20 protein-coding genes and 1 pseudogene are annotated in these 23,904 nt (G+C 72.3%); 12 read left to right on the top strand and 9 right to left on the bottom strand.

Going from position 1 to position 23,904, the window contains the following annotated elements; genetic code table 11:
* Positions 1 to 102 precede the first annotated feature (102 nt).
* Positions 103 to 615: a hypothetical protein gene (locus ABGB05_RS25625; protein WP_347656164.1), complete on the top strand. Its 513-nt coding sequence runs from the start codon at positions 103 to 105 to the stop codon at positions 613 to 615.
* Positions 616 to 622: 7 nt separating this feature from the next.
* On the opposite strand, the gene ABGB05_RS25620 is transcribed toward ABGB05_RS25625, so the two are convergent.
* Both ABGB05_RS25620 and ABGB05_RS25615 read right to left on the bottom strand, forming a co-directional pair.
* Positions 623 to 1,273 (bottom strand): response regulator transcription factor, encoded by a 651-nt coding sequence (locus tag ABGB05_RS25620; protein WP_347656162.1) that lies wholly within the window; start codon positions 1,271 to 1,273, stop codon positions 623 to 625.
* Positions 1,270 to 2,412 (bottom strand): histidine kinase, encoded by a 1,143-nt coding sequence (locus tag ABGB05_RS25615; protein ID WP_347656160.1) that lies wholly within the window; start codon positions 2,410 to 2,412, stop codon positions 1,270 to 1,272. The genes ABGB05_RS25620 and ABGB05_RS25615 overlap by 4 nt, the downstream gene beginning before the upstream one ends.
* Positions 2,413 to 2,564: 152 nt before the next feature.
* On the opposite strand from ABGB05_RS25615, the gene ABGB05_RS25610 reads away from it, so the two are divergent.
* The gene (locus tag ABGB05_RS25610) at positions 2,565 to 3,545 is read left to right on the top strand and encodes a hypothetical protein (protein WP_347656158.1); all 981 of its coding nucleotides are present in this window, start codon (positions 2,565 to 2,567) and stop codon (positions 3,543 to 3,545) included.
* 94 nt (positions 3,546 to 3,639) lie between these two features.
* Here the strand turns inward: ABGB05_RS25610 and ABGB05_RS25605 are convergent, their stop codons facing one another.
* The gene (locus ABGB05_RS25605; RefSeq protein WP_347656157.1) at positions 3,640 to 4,212 is read right to left on the bottom strand and encodes a snapalysin family zinc-dependent metalloprotease; all 573 of its coding nucleotides are present in this window, start codon (positions 4,210 to 4,212) and stop codon (positions 3,640 to 3,642) included.
* A 213-nt stretch (positions 4,213 to 4,425) separates the two neighbouring features.
* On the opposite strand from ABGB05_RS25605, the gene ABGB05_RS25600 reads away from it, so the two are divergent.
* On the top strand, positions 4,426 to 5,991 hold the full coding sequence (locus ABGB05_RS25600) for an acyl-CoA carboxylase subunit beta (protein ID WP_347656207.1): 1,566 nt from the start codon (positions 4,426 to 4,428) through the stop codon (positions 5,989 to 5,991).
* 65 nt (positions 5,992 to 6,056) lie between these two features.
* A complete protein-coding gene (locus ABGB05_RS25595) occupies positions 6,057 to 7,205 on the top strand; it encodes an acyl-CoA dehydrogenase family protein (RefSeq protein ID WP_347656155.1) in 1,149 nt (382 codons plus the stop codon).
* Positions 7,206 to 7,215: 10 nt separating this feature from the next.
* Here ABGB05_RS25595 and ABGB05_RS25590 read toward each other — a convergent pair.
* The 3 genes and pseudogenes from ABGB05_RS25590 to ABGB05_RS25580 all read right to left on the bottom strand — a co-directional run.
* Positions 7,216 to 8,307: pseudogene (locus tag ABGB05_RS25590) on the bottom strand (serine hydrolase); the annotation flags it as partial.
* Positions 8,308 to 8,564: 257 nt separating this feature from the next.
* Positions 8,565 to 9,488 (bottom strand): LLM class flavin-dependent oxidoreductase, encoded by a 924-nt coding sequence (locus ABGB05_RS25585; protein WP_347656153.1) that lies wholly within the window; start codon positions 9,486 to 9,488, stop codon positions 8,565 to 8,567.
* Positions 9,489 to 9,586: 98 nt separating this feature from the next.
* Positions 9,587 to 9,883: a hypothetical protein gene (locus tag ABGB05_RS25580; protein WP_347656151.1), complete on the bottom strand. Its 297-nt coding sequence runs from the start codon at positions 9,881 to 9,883 to the stop codon at positions 9,587 to 9,589.
* Between the two features lie 155 nt (positions 9,884 to 10,038).
* Between ABGB05_RS25580 and ABGB05_RS25575 the strand changes: the two genes are divergently transcribed.
* On the top strand, positions 10,039 to 12,444 hold the full coding sequence (locus ABGB05_RS25575; protein WP_347656150.1) for an efflux RND transporter permease subunit: 2,406 nt from the start codon (positions 10,039 to 10,041) through the stop codon (positions 12,442 to 12,444).
* Between the two features lie 108 nt (positions 12,445 to 12,552).
* Complete coding sequence (locus tag ABGB05_RS25570) at positions 12,553 to 15,192, top strand: helix-turn-helix domain-containing protein (protein WP_347656148.1); 2,640 nt, start codon at positions 12,553 to 12,555, stop codon at positions 15,190 to 15,192.
* A gap of 371 nt (positions 15,193 to 15,563) precedes the next feature.
* On the opposite strand, the gene ABGB05_RS25565 is transcribed toward ABGB05_RS25570, so the two are convergent.
* Complete coding sequence (locus ABGB05_RS25565; RefSeq protein WP_347656146.1) at positions 15,564 to 16,049, bottom strand: MarR family transcriptional regulator; 486 nt, start codon at positions 16,047 to 16,049, stop codon at positions 15,564 to 15,566.
* 101 nt (positions 16,050 to 16,150) lie between these two features.
* Here ABGB05_RS25565 and ABGB05_RS25560 point away from each other — a divergent pair, with 101 nt between their 5' ends.
* The gene (locus ABGB05_RS25560) at positions 16,151 to 16,732 is read left to right on the top strand and encodes a YceI family protein (RefSeq protein ID WP_347656144.1); all 582 of its coding nucleotides are present in this window, start codon (positions 16,151 to 16,153) and stop codon (positions 16,730 to 16,732) included.
* Between the two features lie 283 nt (positions 16,733 to 17,015).
* Positions 17,016 to 18,497 carry a glutamate-cysteine ligase family protein gene (locus ABGB05_RS25555; RefSeq protein ID WP_347656142.1) on the top strand — a complete coding sequence of 494 codons (1,482 nt, stop codon included), beginning with the start codon at positions 17,016 to 17,018 and terminating at the stop codon, positions 18,495 to 18,497.
* 6 nt (positions 18,498 to 18,503) lie between these two features.
* On the opposite strand, the gene ABGB05_RS25550 is transcribed toward ABGB05_RS25555, so the two are convergent.
* Positions 18,504 to 19,808, bottom strand: a complete 1,305-nt coding sequence (locus tag ABGB05_RS25550) for a hypothetical protein (RefSeq protein ID WP_347656140.1) — start codon at positions 19,806 to 19,808, stop codon at positions 18,504 to 18,506.
* Positions 19,809 to 20,048: 240 nt separating this feature from the next.
* Between ABGB05_RS25550 and ABGB05_RS25545 the strand changes: the two genes are divergently transcribed.
* Entirely contained in the window at positions 20,049 to 20,720 is a 672-nt protein-coding gene (locus ABGB05_RS25545; RefSeq protein WP_347656138.1) for a PASTA domain-containing protein, read from the top strand.
* A 126-nt stretch (positions 20,721 to 20,846) separates the two neighbouring features.
* Entirely contained in the window at positions 20,847 to 21,653 is an 807-nt protein-coding gene (locus ABGB05_RS25540; protein ID WP_347656136.1) for a PASTA domain-containing protein, read from the top strand.
* Positions 21,654 to 21,724: 71 nt separating this feature from the next.
* On the opposite strand, the gene ABGB05_RS25535 is transcribed toward ABGB05_RS25540, so the two are convergent.
* On the bottom strand, positions 21,725 to 22,030 hold the full coding sequence (locus tag ABGB05_RS25535) for a hypothetical protein (RefSeq protein WP_347656135.1): 306 nt from the start codon (positions 22,028 to 22,030) through the stop codon (positions 21,725 to 21,727).
* Positions 22,031 to 22,635: 605 nt separating this feature from the next.
* Here ABGB05_RS25535 and ABGB05_RS25530 point away from each other — a divergent pair.
* Together ABGB05_RS25530 and ABGB05_RS25525 are read left to right on the top strand one after the other, a co-directional pair.
* A complete protein-coding gene (locus ABGB05_RS25530) occupies positions 22,636 to 23,517 on the top strand; it encodes a helix-turn-helix transcriptional regulator (protein WP_347656206.1) in 882 nt (293 codons plus the stop codon).
* A complete protein-coding gene (locus tag ABGB05_RS25525; protein WP_331213822.1) occupies positions 23,487 to 23,708 on the top strand; it encodes a DUF397 domain-containing protein in 222 nt (73 codons plus the stop codon). The genes ABGB05_RS25530 and ABGB05_RS25525 overlap by 31 nt, the downstream gene beginning before the upstream one ends.
* Positions 23,709 to 23,904 lie beyond the last annotated feature (196 nt).

Raw genomic sequence — 23,904 nt, 5'->3', positions numbered from 1 at the left:
CGGCTGTCCGGGGAGGACCGCCATCCATCGACCGATGCGGTGCCCTGCTGATCCTCGTAGCGTCGGTTCCGTCCAATCGGAACGAGCGAGTTGCGAGGCATCATGACTGGTGAGATCGACCGGAGGCGGTTCCTCCGGCGGGCCGCCGGAACGACCGCCGGCCTCGGCGCCGTGGCGACCGCAGCCCTGGCCTCGGCCGACACCGCCCCGGCCGAGGCCGCCCCGTCGGGCGACCGGCGAGCCGGGGGCAGCCGGTTCCTCGGCACCTGGCGCGGTGTCGTGACCTTGCCGCACGAGGAGGAGGTGGCGCTCTTCACGTTCCTGCCCGGAGGCTTCTTCCTCTCCTTCGCCCAGGGCATCCACCTGGCCACCGGGCGGTGGGAGGCGACCGGGCCACGTACCGCCACCTTCACCCTGTGGCAGGTGCTGCCGGACGACCTGCGGGGCCTGCCGCACCGCTACAACGGCGAGGTCCGGGCCCTGCACCACGCCCGGGTCTCCGGGGACACGCTGGTCAGCGAGGGTACGTACCGTGGGCTCGACATCGACGGCAACGAGACCGCCCGGGGGCCGGTGAACGCCCGCGCGACCCGCTTCGACATCCACACCTTCTGACCGCCGATCAGTCGACCAGACCGGCGTGGTGGGCCAGGATCGCCGCCTGTACCCGGTTCGTCAGTTGCAGTTTGGCGAGCAGCCGGCTGACGTGACTTTTCACCGTGGCCTCGCTGAGGTGCAGCCGACGGCCGATGTCGCTGTTCGTCAGCCCTTCGCCGAGCGCCGCCAGCACCTCCCGCTCCTTGTCCGTGAGGACGGCGAGCCGCCGTACGGCGTCGGCCCGGTGCGGGCTGGCCGGTTCGGCGAACCGGTGCAGCAGCCTGCGGGTGACCTGCGGGGAGAGTATCGCGTCGCCGGCCGCCGCACTGCGCACCGCCGCCGCCATCTGGTCGGCGTCGGCGTCCTTGAGCAGGAACCCCACCGCCCCGTGCCGGAGCGCCGTCTGGACGTACTCGTCGAGGTCGAACGTGGTCAGTACAACGACCTTCGGCGGTGCCGCGAACCGGGCCAGTGCCGCCGTGGCCGCGAGGCCGTCGCTGCGCGGCATCCGGATGTCCAGCAGGACCACGTCGGGCCGGAGCGCCCGAGCCTGCCGTACCGCTTCCTCCCCGTCGCCGGCCTCGCCGACCACCTCGATGTCGGGATAGGCCTCCATGATGGTGCGAAGCATCGCGCGGACCATCCACTCGTCGTCCACGACCAGTAGGCGGATCACGCTCCGTCCTCCTCCTCCACCAGCCGCGCCGCCGGCAGGTCGGCGCAGATCTCGAACCCGCCCCCCGGAGGCCGGTGGGTACGCAGCGTGCCGCCGACCAGCCGGACCCGTTCGGAGATCCCGAGCAGCCCGTGTCCGCCGCCGGTGGCCACGGTCGGGGCCAGCGAGCCGCCGCTGTCCCGGACCACCACCCGTACGCCGTCCGGGACCGCCCGGACCGAAACCACGGTCCGGGCGTCGTGGGCATGTTTGTGCACGTTTGTCAGCGCCTCCTGCACCACCCGGTAGACCGCGTGCTCGACCAGGGCCGGGGTACGCAGTCCGTCCTCGACGGCGAGTTCGACGGTCAGGCCGAGCGCCCGGGAGGAGGCGACCAGTTCGTCGAGGTCGGCGAGCCCGGGCTGGGGACGCAGCGGGGCGGCGGCGCCGTCCCGGAGCACCCCGACCAGGGTACGCAGCTCCTCCAGCGCGGCCCGGCCGATGCTCTGGATCTGGCTCGCGATCGCCACGGCGTCCCGCCCCTGCGTCGATTCCAGCGCGGTGGCGTGCAGCACCATCAGCGACACCCGGTGGGTCACCACGTCGTGCATGTCCCGGGCGATCTGGGCCCGTTCCTCGGCGCGCGCCTGCTCGATCCGCAGCCGCTCCTCGCGCTCGTTGCGGCGGGCCCGGTCGCGCAGGTTGGCCATCAGCTCGCGCCGGGAGGTCAGGTAGAGGCCGACAAGCACCGGCACCACGCAGAGCACGAAGCTGACCGGCACCGCTCCGTCGCCGCCACTCACCATCCACAGGGGGCCGGAGACGGCGGCCAGCATGACCGCGGTGAGCAGGATCTGCTGCCGGCCGGAACGCAGGTGGGCGCCGATCGCGAACTGTGCGATCAGCAGGGCCGGGTAGGCGCCGGTGACGCCCCAGGACAGCAGGGCCGTGACGTACAGCAGCCGGGGTCGGTCGCGCCGCACCAGGACGGCGAGGCCGGCCGCCACGCCGAGCGTCGCGTCGACGACCAGCGGTGCCGGACGGTCGACGATGGGCGAGCCGTTGAACAGGCCGGACTGGAAACCGTCCCAGATCCCGGCCAACACGCAGGTCGCGACCAGCGGGGTGGCCAGGACCAGGTGCTGCCGACCGTGCCACATGTCGGGAGTCTAGGCAGCCGGGCCGCGCCGCCGCGTCCGTCGTCGGACTCATCCGTTCGTAGCGGCCCGGCGCGCCGACCGGCGACCATCGACCGGCGGACCGAATCATCTTGACCGATGTCGTGCGGTTTTGGGAAACCTAGGGTCGGGCCATGCCTTCCGAGATCCGATCCGGGATCGCCGGCGCTTCGGGCGCCCGGAATCCTGCTCCGCCCACCGCCCGGGGGGCCGTGCCCGGCGGTAACCGCCCGACCGTGCCCGGCGGTACCTCGCCCGCCCTGGTCTGGCTCCAGTGGCTGTTCGTCGGCTTCGCCGGGGTGAACCTGGTCCTGCTGCCGAGCGGCTCCGACGTCCTGCCGCTGCGGGTGACGGCCCTGGTCGGCTACTCGACGGCGGTGGTGTTGTCGGTGGTCGCCGTGCTACGCGGACCGGAGCGCGGGCGTCGGATCACGATCGTCGTGCACCTCACGATGGCGGTCCTCCAGTTCGTCTTCAGCATCCCGGTCACACTCGCGCTGCTCGGCATACCGCTGTCGGTGACGATCCTGGCGTTGAGCCGGCCACGGTTTCCGCGGATGTCGACCCGGACCCGCAAGGTCTGGTTGGTTCTGCACGTGGGGGTGAGCGCCGGGTGGCTCGGGGTCGCGTTCACCATGACCGTGCTGGCGATCACCGCCCTGAACGCGGACTCCCACCCGGTCCGGCACGGCGCCTACGAACTGCTGCACGTCGTCGACCTGGCCGCCGCGATCCCGTCCATGTTCCTGTCGATCATCACCGGACTGGTGCTCTCGCTCGGCACCAGGTGGGGCCTGGTCCGACACTGGTGGGTGCTCACCAAGTTTGTCATCTCGGTGAGCATCCCGCTGGTCGCCGGCACCGTGGAGAGCGCGCTGGCGGACGAACTCGCGCTGCGTACGGTCGATCCGGCGGCGACGCCGGGCGGCACGGGTGTCGCGCTGACCGCCTGTCTGGCCGGGTTCACCGTCGCGCTCTGGGCTGCCACCATCCTGTCGGTGGTGAAGCCGTGGGGTCGGACCCGGTGGGGTCGCGCGGCGGACGCCCGGGAACGGGAGGCGCGGCGTGGTGACCCCGGGGGTACGTCCGAACCGGTCGCCGTCGGTCCGGCCTGAGTCGTTGAACGGTCCGGCCGGACGGGACCGGGGTCACCCGGTCCGGTCCGGCGCCGGACCGTTGCGGGTCGGTCCGCCTGCGGGCGGGAGCCGCTCAGCCGATCGGGGCGAGTACCGCGGGCCAGCTGTCCTGGAAGACCACGCTGTCGACGGCGCTGCCGCGCTCGGCTCCGCTGCGGGTGCCGGCGAAGAGGTTGGTCACCCGGGTCGCCTCGGCACTGCTCGGGTACGGGTTGGTGCAGCTGGTGCCGGCGCTGCCACCGGACATCAGCAGGGAGCAGTTGCCGTTGTAGTTGTCCGGCAGGCCGAGGATGTGGCCGATCTCGTGGCTCATGATCCGTAGCGGGCTGTACTGCTGGGCCTGCTGGGTGTCGATGTAGACCCGGCCGTTGCCGAGGCTGGTGCGGACCGCGTACGAGCCGCCGCCGGTGATGGAGTAGATCCGCAGGTTCGAGCCGCAGTTCGCCGTGAGCGTCAGGTTCGACGTCGCGTTGTTCCAGATCGTGGCGGCCTGGTTGGCGACGCTGACGAAGCTGCCCGCCTGGCTGGTGTTGTAGCAGATGGTCATGGCGGCGGAGGCGGGTGTGGGGTTGGCGACGGTGACGCCGAGGGTGGCACCCGCCGTCGCGACGAACGCGACCACGAGCCGGCTGATTCGTGAGGTCATGGCTCACTCTCCGAGTCCGGGAGGGTACGGGGTGCCAGGAGCCTAAGTATAGAGATTGATGCATTTCAACATCTCTCTCTGGTACGTGGGCATTCGGTATGGAAGTCGGTTGGCTGGCCCGGCGTCGTACGATGAAGTAGCCTAACGATCGTTCAGGAAGACCCGGGCGAGGTCGGGGTGGGCGAGGAGGTCGGCGTGGCACTCGACGACAGGATGTCCGGGCAGCGGGATGTGACCGAGCCGGACGGGCGGCACGGCGCGACCGAACTGGAACAGCTCGGCAAGCGGGTCCGGGCCGGTGGCACGGAGAAATACCATGCCGCCAACGCGGCGAAGGGCAAGCTCTTCGCCCGGGAGCGGATCGACCAGCTCGTCGACCCCGACTCGTTCGTCGAGGACGGGCTCTACGCCAACGCGCTCGCCGACGGGCTGCCCGCCGACGGGGTGGTGACCGGCCAGGCCACCATCGACGGCCGGCCGGTCTGTCTGATGGCGAACGACTCGACGGTCAAGGCCGGCAGCTGGGGAGCCCGGACCGTCGAGAAGATCATCCGGATCATCGAGCGGGCGTACGCGGCCGGGCTGCCGATGGTCTACCTGGTCGACTCGGCCGGGGCCCGGATCACCGACCAGGTCGACCTCTTCCCCGGCCGGCGCGGCGCCGGAAAGATCTTCTGGAACCAGGTACGCGCGTCCGGCTCGATCCCGCAGGTCTGCGCGCTGTTCGGGCCGAGTGCCGCCGGTGGGGCGTACATCCCGGCGTTCTGTGACGTGGTGGCGATGGTGGACGGCAACGCCAGCATGTACCTCGGTTCCGACCGGATGGTCGAGATGGTCACCGGGGAGAAGACCACCCTGGAGGCGATGGGCGGGGCCCGGGTGCACAACACCGAGTCCGGGGTCGGGCACTTCCTCTGCAAGACCGAGGCGGAGGCGCTCGACGTGGTCCGCCGCTACCTGTCGTACCTGCCGGCGAACTGGACGCAGGCGCCGCCGGCGGTCGCCCCGGCCGACCCGCCCGGCAACGTCGACCTGGCCGCGTTGGTGCCGGCGAGCGAGCGGCAGGCGTTCGACATGCGCCGGTACGTGAAGGGCCTGCTCGACGCCGACTCCTTCCTCGAGATCCAGCCGCTCTGGGCGAAGGAGCTGACAATCGGCTTCGGACGGCTGAACGGCGAGGTCGTCGGCGTGGTGGCGAACAACTCGATGTTCAAGGGCGGGGTGCTCTTCGTCGACTCCGCCGACAAGGCGACCCGGTTCGTGCAGCTCTGCGACGCGTTCAACGTGCCGCTGCTCTTCCTCGCCGACGTGCCCGGGTTCATGGTCGGTACGGCGGTGGAGAAGCAGGGCATCATCCGGCACGGCGCCAAGATGATCACGGCGATCAGCGAGGCGACCGTACCGAAGATCTGCGTGGTGGTCCGCAAGGCGTACGGCGCGGGTCTCTACGCGATGGCCGGCCCCGGCTTCGAGCCGGACGCGACGATCGCGCTGCCCACCGCGAAGATCGCGGTGATGGGCGCCGAGGCGGCGGTGAACGCGGTCTACGCCAACAAGATCAACGCGATCGCCGACCCGGACGAACGCGCGGCCTTCGTCGTCGCCCGCCGCGCCGAGTACGAGCAGGACATCAACCTCGTCCGGCTGGCCAGCGAACTTGTCGTCGACACCGTCGTCGAGCCGGCCGACCTGCGCACCGAACTGGTCCGGCGGTTCGCCGCCGCCCGGGGCAAGGACCGGCACTTCTCCCGACGACGGCACGGCGTCACCCCGGTCTGAGCAGACCACCGACCAGGCCGGGGGTCACAAGCCACCGGCGGGCCGAACCAACTGGAGGATCACCCATGGACTTCCGACTCTCCGAGGAGTACGAGGCACTGCGGGACAGCGTGCGGTCCTTCGCCCGCGAGGTGGTCGCCCCGGTGATCGCCGAGCACTACGAGCAGCACACCTTCCCGTACGAGGTGGTCGCCCAGATGGGCAAGCTCGGCCTCTTCGGACTGCCGTTCCCCGAGGAGTACGGCGGCATGGGCGGCGACTACTTCGCGCTCTGCCTCGCCCTGGAGGAACTGGCCCGGGTCGACTCCAGCGTGGCGATCACCCTGGAGGCGGCGGTCTCACTCGGCGCGATGCCGATCCACCGGTTCGGCACCGCCGAACAGAAGGCCCGCTGGCTGCCGAAACTGGTCCGGGGCGAGGCGCTGGCCGGGTTCGGGCTGACCGAGCCGGGGACCGGGTCGGACGCTGGCGGCACCACCACCCGGGCGGTGCTGGACGGCGACGAGTGGGTGATCAACGGCGCGAAGGCCTTCATCACCAACTCCGGCACCGACATCACCAGCCTGGTCACCGTCACCGCGGTCACCGGGACGAACCCCGACGGATCGAAGGAACTGTCCACCATCATCGTGCCGTCCGGCACCCCGGGCTTCACCGTCGCGCCCGGCTACTCCAAGGTCGGCTGGTGCGCCTCCGACACCCACGAGCTGCACTTCGACGACTGCCGGGTGCCGGCGGAGAACCTGCTCGGCCAGCGCGGCCGGGGCTTCGCCCAGTTCCTGCGCATCCTCGACGAGGGGCGGATCGCGATCGCCGCGCTCTCGGTCGGGCTCGCCCAGGGCTGCGTCGACGAGTCGGTCCGGTACGCGAAGGACCGGCACGCGTTCGGCCAGCCGATCGGCAACTTCCAGGCCATCCAGTTCAAGATCGCCGAGATGGAGCGGCGGGCGTACACCTCACGGCTGGCGTACTACGACGCGGCGGCCCGGATGCTGGCCGGGGAGGACTTCAAGCGGCAGGCGGCGATCGCCAAACTGCACGCCAGCGAGTGCGCGGTCGACAACGCCCGGGACGCCACCCAGATCCACGGCGGGTACGGCTTCATGAACGAGTTCCCGGTGGCCCGGTTCTGGCGGGACTCGAAGATCCTGGAGATCGGCGAGGGCACCTCCGAGGTGCAGCGGATGATCATCGCGCGGGATTTGGGGTTGTAGGTCCCGTTCCTCACCCGGACCGTCCGCTCGGAGTCCTGACCCGCCGTCGCGTCGACACGACCAGCAACAGCACCACACCGAGGACGGCGCCGACCGCACCGCCGACCAGGAACAGCCACCGGCTCACCGGCCGGCCGTCGTCCGTCCGGGCGTCGCTGATCCCCGCTGCCGGCGACGGGACCGGGGTGGGGCTGTCCAGTTCACCCCGGGCGACGAGCTGGCCGACGGCCGCGTCGGTGGGCAGCCCGAATCCCCAGTCGAGCAGCGCGGCACCCTGCTGCCAGCCCCTCAGCGGCTGCGACTCCGCGCCGAGCAGGGTGACCAGCAGGGTACGGCCGCCACGCTGCGCCGCCCCGACGAAGGTGTGCCGGGCCAGGTCGGTGTAGCCGGTCTTGCCACCCAACGCCCCCGGGTACTGGTGCAGCAGCTGGTTGTCGTTCCAGATTGGGAAGCCCTTGGCGCCCGGCTGGGCCGGCACCTGACCGAGGCGGGTGCCGGCGTACCGGCGGAAGTCCTCCCGGGCGAAACAGGCCCGGGCGATCAGCGCCAAGTCGTACGCGCTGGTGTACTGGCCGGGACCGTCCAGGCCAGACGGGGTGGCGGCGTGGGTCTGCAGTGCGCCGAGCGCCCGCGCCTCGCGGTTCATCGCGGCCAGGCCGCCCGCCCGCCCCGCCGGACCGCCCCCGACTCGGGCCAGGACGTTCGCCGCGTCGTTGCCGGAGTTGAGCAGCAGCCCCAACCAGAGGGTCTCGACGGAGTACCGGCCGCCCCGGACCAGGCCGACCGCCGAACTGCCCGGCTCGAAGTCGAGGTCGTCCTCGGTCACCTCGACCACCTGGGTCGGGTCGAGCTGCGGCAGCACCGCCGCCGCGAGCAGCAGTTTCTGCACACTCGCCGGAACCGCGTACTCGTGCGGGCCGCAGCCGCCGAGCACGCTGCCGGTGGTCAGGTCGGCGACCAGCCACGAGGTCGCGGTGAGCCGGGGCGGCTCCGGGGCGCCGGGCGGGACCACCAGCCCGGCAGTGCCCAGCGCCGTGCCGCCGACCTCCCGCTGGACCGGGGCGGGCGTCGGCGCGGCGGGCCGGGTCGGCCGGGCCACCGGTGGCTTCGGTGCCGGACACGCCCGGGGCGCAACCCGCCCGACCACGCCACCGACGCCCGGCGCCGGTGCCGACGCGGGCGGGGCGGCGGTGTGTTTACCGCTCGGGGCGGGTCCGGAGAGCAACAGCGCTACGACGGCTACCCTCAGTATCAGTTTTCCCCGCCCCATACTCCGGAGAGTAACCGACGTAATCCGTACGGGTGCCGGATCGCGCCCAGTAGGTCAGCCGCCGGCGCCGAGTCGGCGTGGGCGGCCGGTCAGCCGGTGGAGCCGAGGCGGCCCAGCAGGCTCGGCGCCGCGTCGAGCGCGTCCCGGCGTACGACGTACCGGGTGATGCCCCAGCGGCGTTCGTGCTCGGCGATCGCCGAGACAATCTCGTCCTCGGTGCCGATCAGCACGAACGGGGCGGCGAGAAGCTCGCTGACGGTCAGCCCGAGCTGCTCGGCGGTCTCCTTGGCGGCCGCCTCCGCGTCGTCGGTGACGACAAACCGCTGCACCAGCGCTTCGAGGTGGGGCGGCTCGTCCCGGCCGGCCGCACCCGCGGCGACCTGCGCCAACTGCGCGTCGATCTGGTCGGTCCGCCAGCGCGCCCGGTGATTGTGCCCGTCGGCGAGGGTACGCCCGAACCCGGTCAGCCCGACGATGTCGGCGTGTGCCCCCGCCCAGCGCAGCAGGTGCGAGTTGGCGGTGCCGACGGTCAACGGGATCCGCCGCTGCACCGGCCTGGGCGCGGTCAGGGCGGCCGCGTGCGCGACGAGTTCCGGGGTGTCGACGGTGACCTCCGCGCCGTCGAGCAGGTTTTGGACCGCCTGGACGACGGCGAGGCAGCGGCGTACCCGGCCGGCGACGTCGGGACGTTCCCGACCGACGGCCCGCCACTCGGCCGGGGTGTGGCCGGCGCCGATGCCGAGCCGGGCCCGCCCGTTGGAGACCAGGTCGAGGGTGGCGACGTCGGCGGCGAGCAGGACCGGCTCCCGTACGCCGGCGTTGGAGACGTTCGAGCCGAGCCCGAGCGTCGAGGTCACCGCCGACGCGGCGGCCAGCGCCACGAACGGCGACGCGGCGCTGCCCGGGTGGTCGGCGACCAGCAGCGAGTCGAATCCGGCCGCCTCGCACCGCCGTGCCAGGTCGAGCCAGTCGTCGCCGAGTTTGGGAGTGGCCTGAAGGGAGAAGATCGTCACCGGCCCAGCATCCGCCGCACCGACCCGGGCCGGCGACCGCACACCGCCGATTCCGCTGACCGCGATTCCGCTACCAGCCGAACCCTGAGCAGGGCGCCTCAGTCCGACCAGGACTGGTAACAGTGCCGACAGCGCCGGCGCGGCCGGGCGGCACCGGCCGGCGTATCCCGCCACCGGTGGCCGCCACCCGTACAGGCCCAGTGGTCGAACGTCTGGGGCAGGAGACAGCCGGCGAGTCTCAGCTTTCCTTCCGCGGCGGCCTCACCGGCCTCGGGCCCGGGCAGACCGTAGAGCACCGGTACGCCGGGCCGCCCGCACTCCGGGCACGGCGGCCCGGACGGGTCCACCGCGGCGCCGGCCTTGTCCACAGCCTGATCCTCGGCACGTTCACCCATCGGGCGAGTATCACCCACGGTGGCAACTGGCCTGTTGATCCCATGAACTGCCGGAAAGGAGGCTGACGTACGACTGCTCAGGGTGCTTGCATGTGCGCCGAGGGCGACGATCGACCGTCGTACCTCGGAGCCGGCGGGTCGGGAGGTCGCGAGGCATGTTCGGAGCGCTCGGGCGGTCGATGTGGCGGTGGCGCTGGCCGGTGATCGTCGGCTGGCTCGGACTCGTGGTCGCCGGGGCGCTGCTCGGCGGGCCGGTCTTCGACCGTCTCGTCAGCACCGACAACCTCCGCCCGGACGCCGAGTCGGAGCAGGCACAGCGGCGGATCGACGTACTGCTGCCGGAGGGACCGGTGGTCGTCGCCGTGCTCCGCGACCGGGACCCGTACGACCCGGGCCTGGTCGCCAGCGTCAACCGGGTCCGGACCGAACTGGTCGCCGTACCCGGAGTCGTCGAGGTCGAGGACCTCTACAACGCGGCCGGCGGACGGATCGGCGCCGACAACCGCAGCACCCTGGTCCGGGTCGAACTCGCCGAGGGGCTGCCGGAGGCACAACGGGAACGGACCGAGGACCGGGTCGCCGGGTTGCTGCGGAGCATCGACGCGCCCGAGGTGCTGGTCGGCGGCGAGAAACTGGCCGAGCGGGCGTTCGCCGAGCAGGCGATCGAGGACGCGGCGGTCGGCGAGTCGATCGCGCTCGGCGTACTCCTGGTCGCACTCGTGGTGATCCTCGGCGGCCTGCTCTCCGGGATGATTCCGCTGCTCGCCGCGCTGGCCGCGGTCGCCGCCACCCTGCTCGGCCTGTACGGGCTCAGCACCCTGACCGGGGTCAGCGAGTTCACCGTGAACGTGGTCAGCCTGCTCGGCATCGGGCTGACCGTCGACTACGCGCTGCTGGTGCTCGCCCGGTTCCGCGAGGAACGGGCGGCGTCGGGGCACCGGACGGCACCGGACGGCAGAGCGGTCCCGGAGGGGGCGGACCCGGCCGCCGCGCTGGCCCGGACGATGAGCACCGCCGGTCGGGCCGTACTCGTCTCCGGCCTCGCGGTCGCGGCGGCGATGACCGGCCTGTACGTCTTCGCCGAGCCGCTGCTCGCCGCGATGGCCCTCGGCGGCGCGCTCGCCGTGGTGCTGGCCACCGCCGCCGGACTGACCCTGGTACCGGCCCTGATCGCGGTCCTCCACCGGCGCATCCCGGAACCCGACGCCGTGACCTGGGTCGACCGGGTCCGGGCCGCTGTCGACGCCCCGTACCGCCGGATCCGTCCGACGGGCGGATCGGCCCGCCCGGTTGCCGGCGGCGGCCGATCCGGCGGCGGCAGCACAGCCCGACCGATTGGCGGCGGCCGATCCGGCGGCGGCAGCGGCGGCGGACTGCTCGGTCGGCTCGCCCGGTACGCCCAGGCCAGGCCGGGTCCGGTCGCGTTCACCGTCTCCGCTGGGCTGCTGCTGCTCGCGCTGCCCTTCCTCGCCGGGGCCAACCTGGCCAACTCCGACGCCCGGGCGCTGCCGGCCTCGATGGAGGCCCGTCAGGTGCACGACGTCCTGCTCCGGGATTTCGAGGCGGGCCGGGCGGGGCCGGTGACCGTGGTGGTCACGGCCGACCCGGCCAGCGGCGAGGTACGCGACCTGATGAACCAGCTCAACACGTTGCCCCAGGTGATCCGGATGCAGCCCCGGCCGGACGTGCCCGGCGACGCGGTGGTGATCGACCTGACGCCCCGTGGCGTGACCGGCGGGCCGGAGTCCCGGGAGCTGGTCCGCGCGGTCCGGGACCTGGAGCAGCCGCTGCCGCTGCTGGTCGGTGGCGCGGCCGCCGAACTGGTGGACTACCAGGAGTCGGTGGCGTCCCGGCTGCCGCTCGCCGTACTGGTGCTGCTGCTGGTCACCGGGGTGCTGCTGTTCGCGCTGACCGGCTCGTTGCTCATTCCGGTCAAGGCGTTGGTGATGAACGCGCTGACTTTGCTCGCCACCCTCGGTGTGCTGGTGGTGGTCTTCCAGTGGGGGGTGGGGGCCGGACTGCTCGGCGTCGAGCCGTGGGGGGCGATCGACCTGACCACCCCGGTGCTGCTCTTCGTCTTCGTCTTCGGCCTGTCGATGGACTACGAGGTGTTCCTGCTGGCCCGGATCCGGGAGGAGTGGCGGCGCCGGTCCGCCGCCCGGCCGGCGTCGGGACCGGGTGCCCGGCCGGCCCGGCCGCTGTCGGGCGCTTCGTCCGTCGGGCTCCAGACGGGTGAACAGGCGGTGCTGGTCGGGATCACCCGTAGCGGTCCGGTGGTCACGGCCGCGGCGGTCTGCATCAGCATCGTGTTCCTGGGTTTCCTGCTCGGTGAGCTGACCGCGGTGAAGGAGATCGGTTTTGGCATGGTGGTGGCGGTGCTGCTCGACGTCACCGTGGTCCGAGGGTTGTTGCTGCCGGCGGTGATGAGTCTGCTCGGCGAATGGAACTGGTGGGCACCCGGACCGCTGCGCCGGCTGTACGACCGGTTCTCCGGCGATGCGGAGCGGTCGGTCAACGCGCCGGTGCCGACCCACCCGGCGCCGGTGGCGGCCGATCGTTGACCGTTTCGGTCCCCGCTGTTCGGAAGTGTCGGATATTGGTGACCATCTCCGTCGGCAGGGCGACGAATAGCTGATGTTCCCTCTCCCCGGTGCGTAGTCTTCCTGCCCATGACTCCGGATCATGGCTCCGATCGAGTCTCGGGCAACTTCGCCGAGTTGCTGCGCCGGTACCGGCTCGCGGCGGGCCTGACCCAGATCGAACTGGCCGAGCGGGCCGCCGTCGGGGTCCGGACCGTCCGCGATCTCGAGCGTGGGCGGTCGTCCCGTCCACAACGTACGACGGTGGAGCTGCTCGCCACGGCGCTGGATCTCGACGGCCCGGGCCGTACCGAATTCCTGGCGGCCGCCCGGCGCCCGGCCGGCCCGGTGGTGGCCCTGGCCCCGTTCACCGATCCGGGCAGAGTGTCGGCCGGCGACACCCGTCCCGCGGGGCGCAGCCGGCCCGGTACCGGTCTCGGGCTGCCCGAGCCGGCCGAGTTGACCGGCCGTGATCACGACGTCGCCGAGTTGACCGCCATGTTGACCCCCGGTCCCCGACTGGCCCGGGGCGTGGTCAGCCTGGTCGGCCTCGCCGGGGTCGGCAAGACCGCGCTCGCCCTCAAGATCGCCCGGCGGATGCGGGACCGGCATCCGGGCGGGACCAACGGGATCGTGCTGACCGAGGGGTCGACCGAAAGCGACGTACTGTCCGTGGTCGCTGCGGTCTTCGGCGTTGGGCGGGCGAGTGACCTCGCCGGGCGGCTTCCGGAGGCGCCGTCGTTGCTGCTGGTCGACGCGGTCGAGCGGGCCCCGGGGGCGGCGGCCGGGGCGCTGGACCGGCTCGCGGCCATCGCGCCGAGCCTGCGGATCCTGGCCACCGGACGGCATCCGGTGGGGCTGCCCGGTGAGCGGGTGTGGCCGGTGACGCCGCTGGAGGTTCCGGCCGCGGCGGTGCCGGCCGACCTCGACGCGGTCGCCGGCTATCCGGCGGTGGAGCTTTTCCTGGCCCGGCTGCGACAGGTCCGCCGTGAGCCGCCGCGCCCCGACGAGGTGGCCGCGCTGGTCGAACTGGTACGTCGGCTCGGTGGCCTGCCGCTGGCGATCGAACTCGCCGCGGCCCACGGTCGTCTGCTGGACCTCAACGAGATTCTCGACCGGTACGGCAACCGGGTGCTCGACCTGGCCACGCCGCCGGTGACCCGGGCCGCGCTCGGGGTGAGTCTGCGGGACGCGGTGGCGGCGAGTTTTCGTCTGCTCGGGCCGACCGAGCAGGCGGCGCTACGACGGCTGTCGGTGCTGCGCAACCGCTGGTCGGTGGAGTTGGCCGAGCGGATGCTGACCGGCTGGCCGGCGGTTGGGGAGGGTGTGGAGTCGTCGGCCGGGAACGGTCTGGAGTCGTCGGACCGTACCGGGGCGGAGTTGGTCGACGGTGACCCGGTCCCGCTGCTCGACCGGCTGATGGCGCTGGGGCTGATCTCGTCCCGGGGCACCGGCCCGCTCCGGTTCCGCCTGCTCGACGTGGTACGCGACTTCGCCATGGAGCACGCGGTGGCCACGGGTGAACTGGCCGCGATCCGCCGCCGGCACGCCTCGGTCCTCGCCGACCTCGCCGTCCGGGTCGCGGCGGACCTCACCGGTGGCCGGTTCCTGGAGGCGGTCGGGGTCTTCGACGAGATCACCGCCGACCTGTGGGCGGCGCTGGCCCACTCCGCGAACGACGACCCGCACACCGCGCTGCGGCTCGCCGCCCAGTTGAGCCGTTGGTGGCGCTACCGGGGGCGGGACGTCGCGGGACGGCAGTGGCTGCGACGGTTGCTGGACGATCCGCGTACCGCCGACGCGGATCCGACGATCCGGGCCTGGGCGGAGGTGGGCATCGCCCAGCTCGCCCAGGAGCACGGGGCGGGTCCGGCGGAGATGCCCGCCGCCGAGCACGCGTTGGCGGAGTTCGAGCGCCTGGGCGACGTCGTCGGTGAACTCGCCGCCCGGAGTGTGCTCTGTGGACTCTGGACGGCGCTCGGCGGCCACGACGCGGCGCGCCGGCACGGCGAGGCGGCGTTGGCGCTGGCCACCCGGAGCGGTCGGGTACGGGACATGGCGGTGGCCCAGAACAACCTGACCTGGCACGAGATCCGACGCGGTGACCTGGTGGCCGCCCGCCGCCGGCTGGCCGCCGTCGACCGGCTCGCGGGCCAGTGTGGTGAGGAGCGGCTACGGGTCCTGGCCAGGGCGAATCTCGCCGAGGTGGCCCGCCTGGAGGGCCGGTACGCGGACGCGGTCCGGCAGGGCCGGCGGGCGGTACAGGCCCTGGCCGACCTCGGTGATCCGGGGCACCGCCGCCGGGCGCTCGGTACGGTCGGCCTGGCCCTCGCCGAGGACGGTCGGATCGACGAGGCGGGGGCGGTGCTCGCCGAACTCCGGGCACGGAAGGATCCGGACGGCGGCCCGGGTACGCCGGAGCTGATAGTCGGCCGACCGGCGGAGGAGCCGACACCACCGGACGAGGGGATCTGCGCCCTGATCGAGGCGGTCCTGGCGGTGCAGCGGGGAGACCGCGAGTGGGCGGCGGAGTGGTACGCGGCGGCGGCGCAGTCGTCGGCCGGCGCGCGTGACCTGAGGGATGTCGCCGAGGCGTTGGTCGGGGTGGTGGCGACGACGGACGATCCGGCGGCCCGGGCAAACGCGCGGAAGCTGCTCGACCAGGTGTGCCTGGAGGGTGGCATCACCCTGCTGCCCCGGGAGCGGGCGATGCTCGACTCGGTGGACTGACCGCAGCCAGGTGTCCGCTGGCGGGGCGGTGTCGGCGACCCCGCTGGGTGTGTCGCCCGGCCGCCCCGCCGCATGTGTGCGCTGCCCGGCGGCCGCTGTGGGGGCGTGGCGCGGGCGGAACAGCCCCCCGACGGAGCCCCTCGCTAGCCCCCGCCCGCGCCACATCCCCCAGAGCCCCCCGGCTCGCTGAACAGTATCCAGTAGCCGAGTCCGGAATATTCCTTAGGCCGGTCGTGTCCGGAACTTCGAGTGACTTCTGCCGGTCTTTCTGCCGGTTTCCGACCGCCCTTCCGGTATCCCGCCGACCAGCGACGGGAGCGCTCCCGGGCGGCGCCGACGGTGGCGCCGGCGACCAGGTCGGGAGTCGCGGGTCAGCAGTCGCCGTTTGGTCGGTCGCTGCCGGCGGTCGCACCCGGATGCACCGCGTCGCGGATGGTCCGGAGCCCGTCGAGCAGAACCCGCAGCGCCGCGGGATCGAGCTGGCCGACGAACCAGTCCTCGATCAGTTGGACGTGTCCGGGCAGGGTCTCCGTGAGTCGGGCCAGACCGGCCTCGGTGACCACCGCGAACGCGCTGCGCCGGTCGGAGGGACAGGCGCTGCGGGCGAGTAGCCCGTCGCGCTCCATCCGGTCGACGACCCGGGTCACCCCACTGGTCGACAGCGAGGTCTGGGTGGAGAGGTCGGTCATCCGGAGCCGGTGCTCGGGCGAGCGCGCCAGTCGCATCAGCACCTCGAACTCCACCGTCGAGAGCCCGTGCTCCTCGAACTGGGCGGCGAACCGGGCGGCGAGTCCGGCGTGCACCTCCATGAACAGGCCTATGGCGGTGAGGCGGGGATCGTGGAGGTTCTCGGTCACGGTGACATCGTACCAGTACTTGACATGGGGAATATTGCCGCGTCTATAGTTGCTGCGTCAGACATCCATCCGCACCCCTATCCTCCTGGGAAGGCAGCACCATGACCAGCAGCCCGGAATCCACCACCCGCAACTGGGAGAACCTGACCATCCCGACCGCCGGCACGTACGCGCTCGACCAGGCGCACAAGCGCGTCGGGTTCGTGGCCCGGCACATGATGGTGAGCAAGGTGCGCGGCGAGTTCCGTACCGCGGAGGCGACCATCACGGTGGCGGAGAACCCGCTGGAGTCCTCGGTGACCGCGACCATCCAGGCCGACAGCATCGACACCAACCAGCCCGACCGCGACGCCCACCTGCGCAGCGGTGACTTCCTCGAGGCCGAGAAGTACCCGACCCTGGAGTTCCGCAGCACCGGCGTGAAGTCGCACCACGGCAACGAGTTCGTGCTCACCGGTGAGCTCACCATCAAGGACGTGACCCGGCAGGTCGAGCTGGAGGTCGAGTTCGAGGGTGTCGGACGTAGCCCCTTCGGCCAGGACATCTTCGGCTTCACCGCGAGCACCGAGATCGACCGTGAGGAGTTCGGCCTGACCTGGAACGTCGCCCTGGAGACCGGCGGCGTGCTGGTCAGCAAGAAGATCAAGATCGAGATCGAGGGCGAGGCCGTCCGCCAGGCCTGACCCGTGCGCCGGCCGGTCGGTTCCGGCCGGACCGACAGCCGAACCGAGACGCCCCGGTGACCTGTTTACTGGTGACCGGGGCGCCTCGCTGGGTAATGCGCCCGGTGGAAGGGGTGTCACGATCGTGTGCGATTGTTGGACCCAGCGCCGCTGATCGCTTACTCAGCGCCAGTGGCCGCTTGTGGTCGCGCACGCTCAGCGCTCCTACGGTGATAGATCGGACACGCCTCCGGCGTACGGGCGACCGGACGGCGTCGACAACGCCTCGTGGCGGGGAGGGCTCATGGGCCAGGACGTCTCGCAGGTCCTCTTCTCCCGGGAGGACCGGATCCGTTACCGGCAGAAGGTCCGCCGCTGCCTGGACGTCTTCGCGCTCATGCTCGACGACCTCGGCTTCGACGCCGACCGGCCGACCACCGGCCTGGAGATCGAACTGAACCTGGTCGATGCCGACGCGGAGCCGGCGATGCGCAACGCCGAGGTGCTGGAGAACCTGGCCGACCCCACCTTCCAGACCGAACTCGGCCAGTTCAACCTCGAACTCAACGCCGCCCCCCGGCTGATCGAGGGAGCCGGCTTCGCCGACTACGAAGCGGACCTCCGGGAGAGTCTGGGCCGGGCCGAGGAACTCGCGGTGAAGTCCGACGCGACGATCATCCTGATCGGCATCCTGCCCACCCTCACCCCCCGGCACCTGGTGCTCGACAACCTCTCCACCAACGAGCGCTACCGGGTGCTCAACGACTCGATCGTGGCGGCCCGGGGCGAGGACATCGAACTCGACATCCGGGGCGTGGAGCGACTGCAGACGCACACCGACTCGATCGCCTCCGAGGCCGCCTGCACCAGCGTGCAGTTCCACCTGCAGGTCTCGCCGGACAACTTCGCGAACTACTGGAACGCCTCGCAGGCGATCGCCGGAGTCCAGGTCGCGCTCGGCGCCAACTCGCCGTTCCTCCACGGCCGGCACCTCTGGGCCGAGACCCGGGTCGCCCTCTTCGAGCAGGCCACCGACACCCGGCCCGACGAGCTCAAGGCGCAGGGCGTACGACCCCGCGTCTGGTTCGGTGAACGCTGGATCAGCTCGATCTTCGACCTCTTCGAGGAGAACGTCCGCTACTTCCCGCCGCTGTTGCCGATCTGCGACGACGAGGACCCGGTGGCGGTGCTGCACGCGGGCGGGGTGCCCAAACTGGCCGAGTTGCGGCTGCACAACGGCACCGTCTACCGCTGGAACCGCCCGGTCTACGACATCATGAACGGCCGGCCCCACCTGCGGGTGGAGAACCGGGTGCTGCCCGCCGGCCCGACCGTGATCGACATGCTCGCCAACGCCGCCTTCTACTTCGGGCTGGTCTGCGACCTGGCCGAAGGTGACCGGCCGATCTGGAGCCAGCTCACCTTCAGCGCCGCCGAGGAGAACTTCCACGCGGCGGCACGCCGCGGCATCGACGCGGTGATCACCTGGCCCCGGCTCGGCGAGGTACGCGTCACCGACCTGGTACGGGACGTACTGCTGCCCCGGGCGGCCGCCGGACTGGACCGGTTCGGCGTCGGCGCCGCGCACCGGGACCGACTGCTCGGCATCATCGAGGAACGCTGTCGTACCGGACGTAACGGCTCGGTCTGGCAGGTCGAGGCGGTACGGGCAGCCGAACGTGGCCGGGGCATGAACCGTTCCCAGGCCCTGCACCACATGCTGCGGCGCTACGGCGAACTGCAGCGGACCAACGAACCGGTGCACATCTGGCCGGTGGAGGGCTGACAGCGGTCAGAGAGGACGGCGACCGAACCGGCGCAGCCGGCCTGTCGGCTTCCCGTCGTCGGCCGGCTCCCCGGCCACCGTCGGCTCGTCCCCGGCGGACGGTTCCCCGCCGGCCCCGGCGTCCCCGGTTCCGCCGGCCCGGCCATCCCCGGTCCCACTGTCGCCGGTTCCACGGTCCCCGGTCGCACCAACCGGCTCATCCCCGGTCGCCGGCCCGGCGTCACCGGCCGGACCCTTCTCCACGCTGGACGGCCCGCCCGCGGAGCCGCCGTCCCGGCGCCCGGCGGTCGGTTGGCTCGGCACCCGTACGCCGGCTGCCGGGGACCCGGATTCCGCCGGGGTCGCGGCGGGGAGCGCGGCCGGTCTCCCGGACCGACCGGTCCGGGTCGGTCCGGCGAGCGCCTCGGCACGCTGGGCGAGCGCGGCGACCAGCGCGGACCCGGCCACCCCGGCGACCACCGCGTACGGGGCGATCAGATGGGCCGACACCTGCGCGGAGTCGGCGTCCGCCAGCCGGGGTGCCACCCCGAAGTAGCCGGCCGCCACCAGCGCCGGGCCGGCCATCCCGGAGATCGCCGCGCCCACCCGGGTAGCCGGTCGCCGGGCGGCGGACCGGGCGGCGAGCACCCCGATCAGCAGCGCCGAACCGAGCGCCAGGGTGATCGCGGGCCAGGGCAGAGGATCACGGAGCCAGTCGCGCCCGTCGTCGGTGGTGGTCTGCCAGACACCGAGCCGCGCGGTGAGTGGTCCGCCGTCGGACAGGACGTCGTGCACCACCGCCGCCACGGCGAGCGACCAGATCCAGGCGCTCGTGCCGAGCACGTTGCCGGCCACCGCCGGCGAGGATGTCGCCCAGATCGCCACCAGCAGTCCGACCAGGACACCGACGACCGCGTACCCGGCGGCGACGGTCTGCGGGGAAAGGTCGTCGACCCCGGTGGCGGTCCGGGCGGGTACGGCCACCAGTACGACGGTGACCAGTCCACCGATCGCGGCGGCGACCGCCAACGAGGCGCGCCACAGGCCGGTGGCCGACGGCGAGGACACCGGGGTCGCGTCGACGGACCCGTCGACCGGCTCGGCGGCGGACCCGAGCCGTACCGCGCAGATCGCGCCGACGACCGTGGAGGTGGCGGCGATCCAGACCGCCCAGGTCAGGCTCGCCAACCAGGCGGCCTCGCCGCTCGGATCGGTCGACGGCAGCCAGGCGATGATGCCGAGCCCGTAGCCGAGGCCCAGTTGAGCCGCACCGGCGCCGGCCGCTACGCCGACCGCCGTCGCGAGTGATCCTCCCCAGCCCCGTACGGCCATGCCGGGCAGCGTAGCGTCCACCCGCCTCCGGGGCGAGTGCGTGGCGGGCGTCCGTCGAGCCGGGCATCCCCGCGGGGGCGTCCGCCGGTCCGGGCCTCGCCGTGGCGGGCGGTCGTCCCCGAGCCTCCCCGCGGCGGGCCGTCGCCCCCGGCTTGCGGCACACTTCCACGGTTGGCTGTGGAAGGTCGGCGTGTTCCCCGACGCGGGATGGTGGGCAGAGAACAGATGACGGATCTGGACATGACGGGGCGACCCGAGACGGGCTCCGGAGCAGGACATTCCAGCCGGGCGGGGTTGGTCGCGGGCGGGGCCGTCGGCCTGGTGCTCTGTGCCGTGGTCGGTGCCTTCGGCGGGTACCTGCTGGCCGGCGACGGCACGGGCGGGTCGGACCAGGGCGCCGGACCGGTCGCGACGAGTGCGGCGCCGTCGGCGACGAAGACCTCCCGGGCGGGCACCCCCACCCGGTCCCAGACCAGTCGCCCGCCGACGACGGCCCCGCCGATCGACGGTCTGCTCCTGCCCGACGTGCTCGGCCAGGACTTCAGGGAGGCTCGGCTGGAACTGCGGGACCGTGGCCTCGGGGTGGAGGTGGTGTTCGGCGCCTCCGGCAGTGACTCCAGCGTGCACCGGACCGTGCCGCCGGGTGGCACCCCCGTGAAGCGGGGTATCACGGTCAAGATCTATGTGGTGGGTGGGCCGCCGTCGGTGGTCGTACCCGATGTCGTCGGGCAGTCCTGCCGGCAGGCCGCCCGACGGCTGGTGGACGACGGCCTCTATCCCCGGTATCCGAGCGGCGAGAGTGGCGAGGTGCGCGAACAGGACCCGCCGGCGGGCGGCACGCTGAACTGGAACGACCAGGTACGGCTGCACTGCGGAAAGGCCGTCGCGCCGACCGGCACGCCGACCTACTGAGGACGCCGACCCACTGAGGACACCGGCCGGGACACGCCGGAGGCGTTCGCGGCGGGCCGGACGTGCGTGGGCCGGCTAGGTTGAAGGAGGTTGGCCCCGCTCGCATCGGCGCCGAGAGGACGTGCCATGGCCGACGACCCGCAGAGGTTCCGGGGCACTCCGGAGCCGGACGACAACGGGCCGGACGACAACGGGCCGGACGACAACGGGCCGGACGCGGCGGGCGGCGCGGCGGAGACCCGACCGATCCCACCGGGTCCGGCGGAGCCCCGGGCGGTCCCTCCCGGCCCGTCGGAGACCCAGGTGATCCCGCCGGGCCCGGCGGAGATCCCCCGGCCCGCACCGGTTCGGGAGCCGACCTGGGCCGGCCGGGCCGAGGTGCCGGTCCGACCGGCGTACGACCCCGGCACGCAGGTGCCGACGGACTGGGCGTACGCCGAGGAGCAGGACGGCCGCCGCTGGTGGATGCCGATCCTGGTGGCGGTGATCGGCCTGGTCCTGTTGGCGGTGCTGCTCGTCGCCGGGTGGGTGATCGCCGACTCGGTACGGCGTGGCACGCCCGCCCCGCCGCCGGCCACCCCGTCCGGCGCCGCCTCGGCGGTCACGTCGGCATCGACCTCCGCGGCCCCGACGAGCGCCGTCCCGACCACTCCGGGCACCACCCCGGCGGCGGTCGCGGTCCCGCCGCTGGTCGGGTTGTCGGAGTCGGCGGCGACCGGGCTGCTGGAGCAGTTGGGGCTGGTCCCCGAACTCCGGTTCGAGGCCTCCGACGAGCCGGCCGGAACCGTGCTGGCGACGGAACCGGAGGAGGGCGCCGAGCTGACCCCGGGCGACGTGGTGGTACTTGTCATCGCCGAGCCGGCCCCGTCGACCCCGCCGGCGACCACGGGCGGCGCACCCACCGCATCACCCAACCCCACGCCGAACGGCTGACGAGCGGCGCGTCCGGTCAGGCCGGACGGTGTCGGGACCGCAGCTGTCGGGTCCGTGACACCGGCGCTGGGTCAGCCGACCCGGACCCGCTGGCCGACTGCCGTGGAGTTGGTCCGTATCGGTCGCTGCACCGGCAGGTGGTTGCGGCGTACCGGGTTGGTGTGCAGCGTTCGCAGCCCGTTGGGCTGCACGAATATCGAGCGTCGCTCCACCGCGTCGCCGCTGGAGTTGAGCTCGTAGCCGTCGAGCCAGACCCAGCCGTGGTACGTGGGCCAGTCGTGTACCCGGATCACCCGGAAGTAGATGGGATCGGCGAACTGGACGCTCGCCGTACGCGTCACGTGGAGCACATCACCGGAGCGGGGAAGAAGCAACATCAGCTCCTGTCCGTCTGGCCGGCACGCGGACCGGCGAGAGAGGCGGGCGGGGGTCTGGAGGTGGTCGGCGACGCGGTGTGCGTACGGGCGGGCGGTGCGGAACTGGGATGTCGGCCGAGGTGACGTGTGGGTCGAGCCCGTCACGCCACCCCGACCGACACCTGTCGACTCCGGGACGCGCCAGCCGCCGTAGCGGCCCTGGCATACAGCGGCGGGGGCTCTTACCCCGGAGCGGGGCTTCTCGCCGTACCGCTGGCACGGCCGCCGTCCCGGGCAGGCGAGAATGGGGGAGCATTGGATCGCCTGACCGGACGGGAACGCTGCGTAGCCCGAGCCATACGCACAGGGTGCATCAAGAACATGATCAATGCAAGTTGCACTTTGCCCTTTGCGGCATGACGGCGATAGTGGTCCGTACGGCGCTTGCTGCCCCTTGCGTCGAAGCGGCAGACTGGACCCGGTTTCGGCCCGCTGCCGCCGATCGGGACTCTGACCGCCGCGAAGTCCCCCGCCAATGGCCTGATTTCCGTGGCCGTCCACGCGGCACGAAATCCGGATCTTGTCATGATCACTCGCCCCATAATGATCAACTCGGAGGTGACCCGGTGACCGAGCGCCGGAGCCCGACCATTCGCCGCCGCCGTCTCGGGGCCGAACTCCGCCAACGCCGGGAGAAGGCGGGGGTGACCATCGAGGGCGTCGCCGACATCCTGGAATGCTCCGCCTCCAAGGTCTCCCGGATCGAGACCGGCCACACCACCGCCACCGTCCGCGACGTCCGGGACATGCTCGGCATCTACGGCGTGACCGGTGCCGAGTGCGAGGAACTGATCCAGATCGCCCGGGAGGCCCGGCAGAAGGGCTGGTGGCATCCCTACAGCCCGGTGCTGGCCGGGGCGTACGTCGGGCTCGAGGCCGCCGCCGGCTCCGTCCGGGCGTACGAGCAGCAGACCGTGCCCGGGCTGCTGCAGACCGAGGACTACGCGAAGGCGATGATCCGCTCCGCCCGTCCGGACTTCACTCCGGAAGAAGTCGAACAGCGGGTCCGTGTCCGGTTGGGTCGTCAGTCGTTACTGAGCCAGGACGATCCGATCGAACTCTGGGTGGTGCTTGATGAGGCGGTGATCAGCCGACCGGTGGGCGGCGACGCGGTCATGCGGGCCCAGTTGGAGCGGCTGGTGGAAGCCGCTGACCTACCGAACGTCACGCTCCAGGTCCTGCCGTTCGACGCCGGCGCGCATGCCGGCATGGACGGCACTTTCGCCATCCTCGGCTTTCCTGAACCGGGCGATCCGGACGTGGTGTACGCCGAAAACGCCACGGGCGGGTTGTTTCTGGAGAAGCGGGATGAACTACAGACATACATTTTCATCTTCGACCACATCCGAGCAGCGGCAATGCGCCCGGAGGAGTCCGTAGCTCTGATCGCGAAGATGGCAGAGGAGCCATTGTGGAAGTGGAGACAAAGGGGTACCGCGTCGACCTGAGCGGGGCAGCCTGGTTCAAGAGTTCGCGTAGTGGACCGAGCTGCGACAACTGCGTCGAGGTGGCCTTCGCGGGTGGCGCGATCGCGGTTCGTGACTCGAAGAACCCGACCGGCCCTGCCCTGATCTTCACGCCGGACGAGTGGGACGCCTTCCTCGGCGGTGCCAGGGACGGCGAGTTCGACCTGGCCTGACGGCCACCACGGCCGGCGGCCAACAGCGGCGCGGTCACCGGGCAGCGATCAGTTGCCGGGTGGCCGCGCTCTCCGTCTCCACCCACCGACACCCCCTCCACCTGGGATAATCCCTGGTCCCGCCGTCGCCAGCGCCGGCCCGGGTCGTTGTACCAGTGGGTGCGGCGGGGGCCGGGCCAACCCGCCGGAGGGTCCG

This window comes from Plantactinospora sp. B5E13 (assembly GCF_039871775.1).
Classification (GTDB): domain Bacteria; phylum Actinomycetota; class Actinomycetes; order Mycobacteriales; family Micromonosporaceae; genus Plantactinospora.
This window is presented reverse-complemented; position numbering and strand designations above follow the sequence as displayed.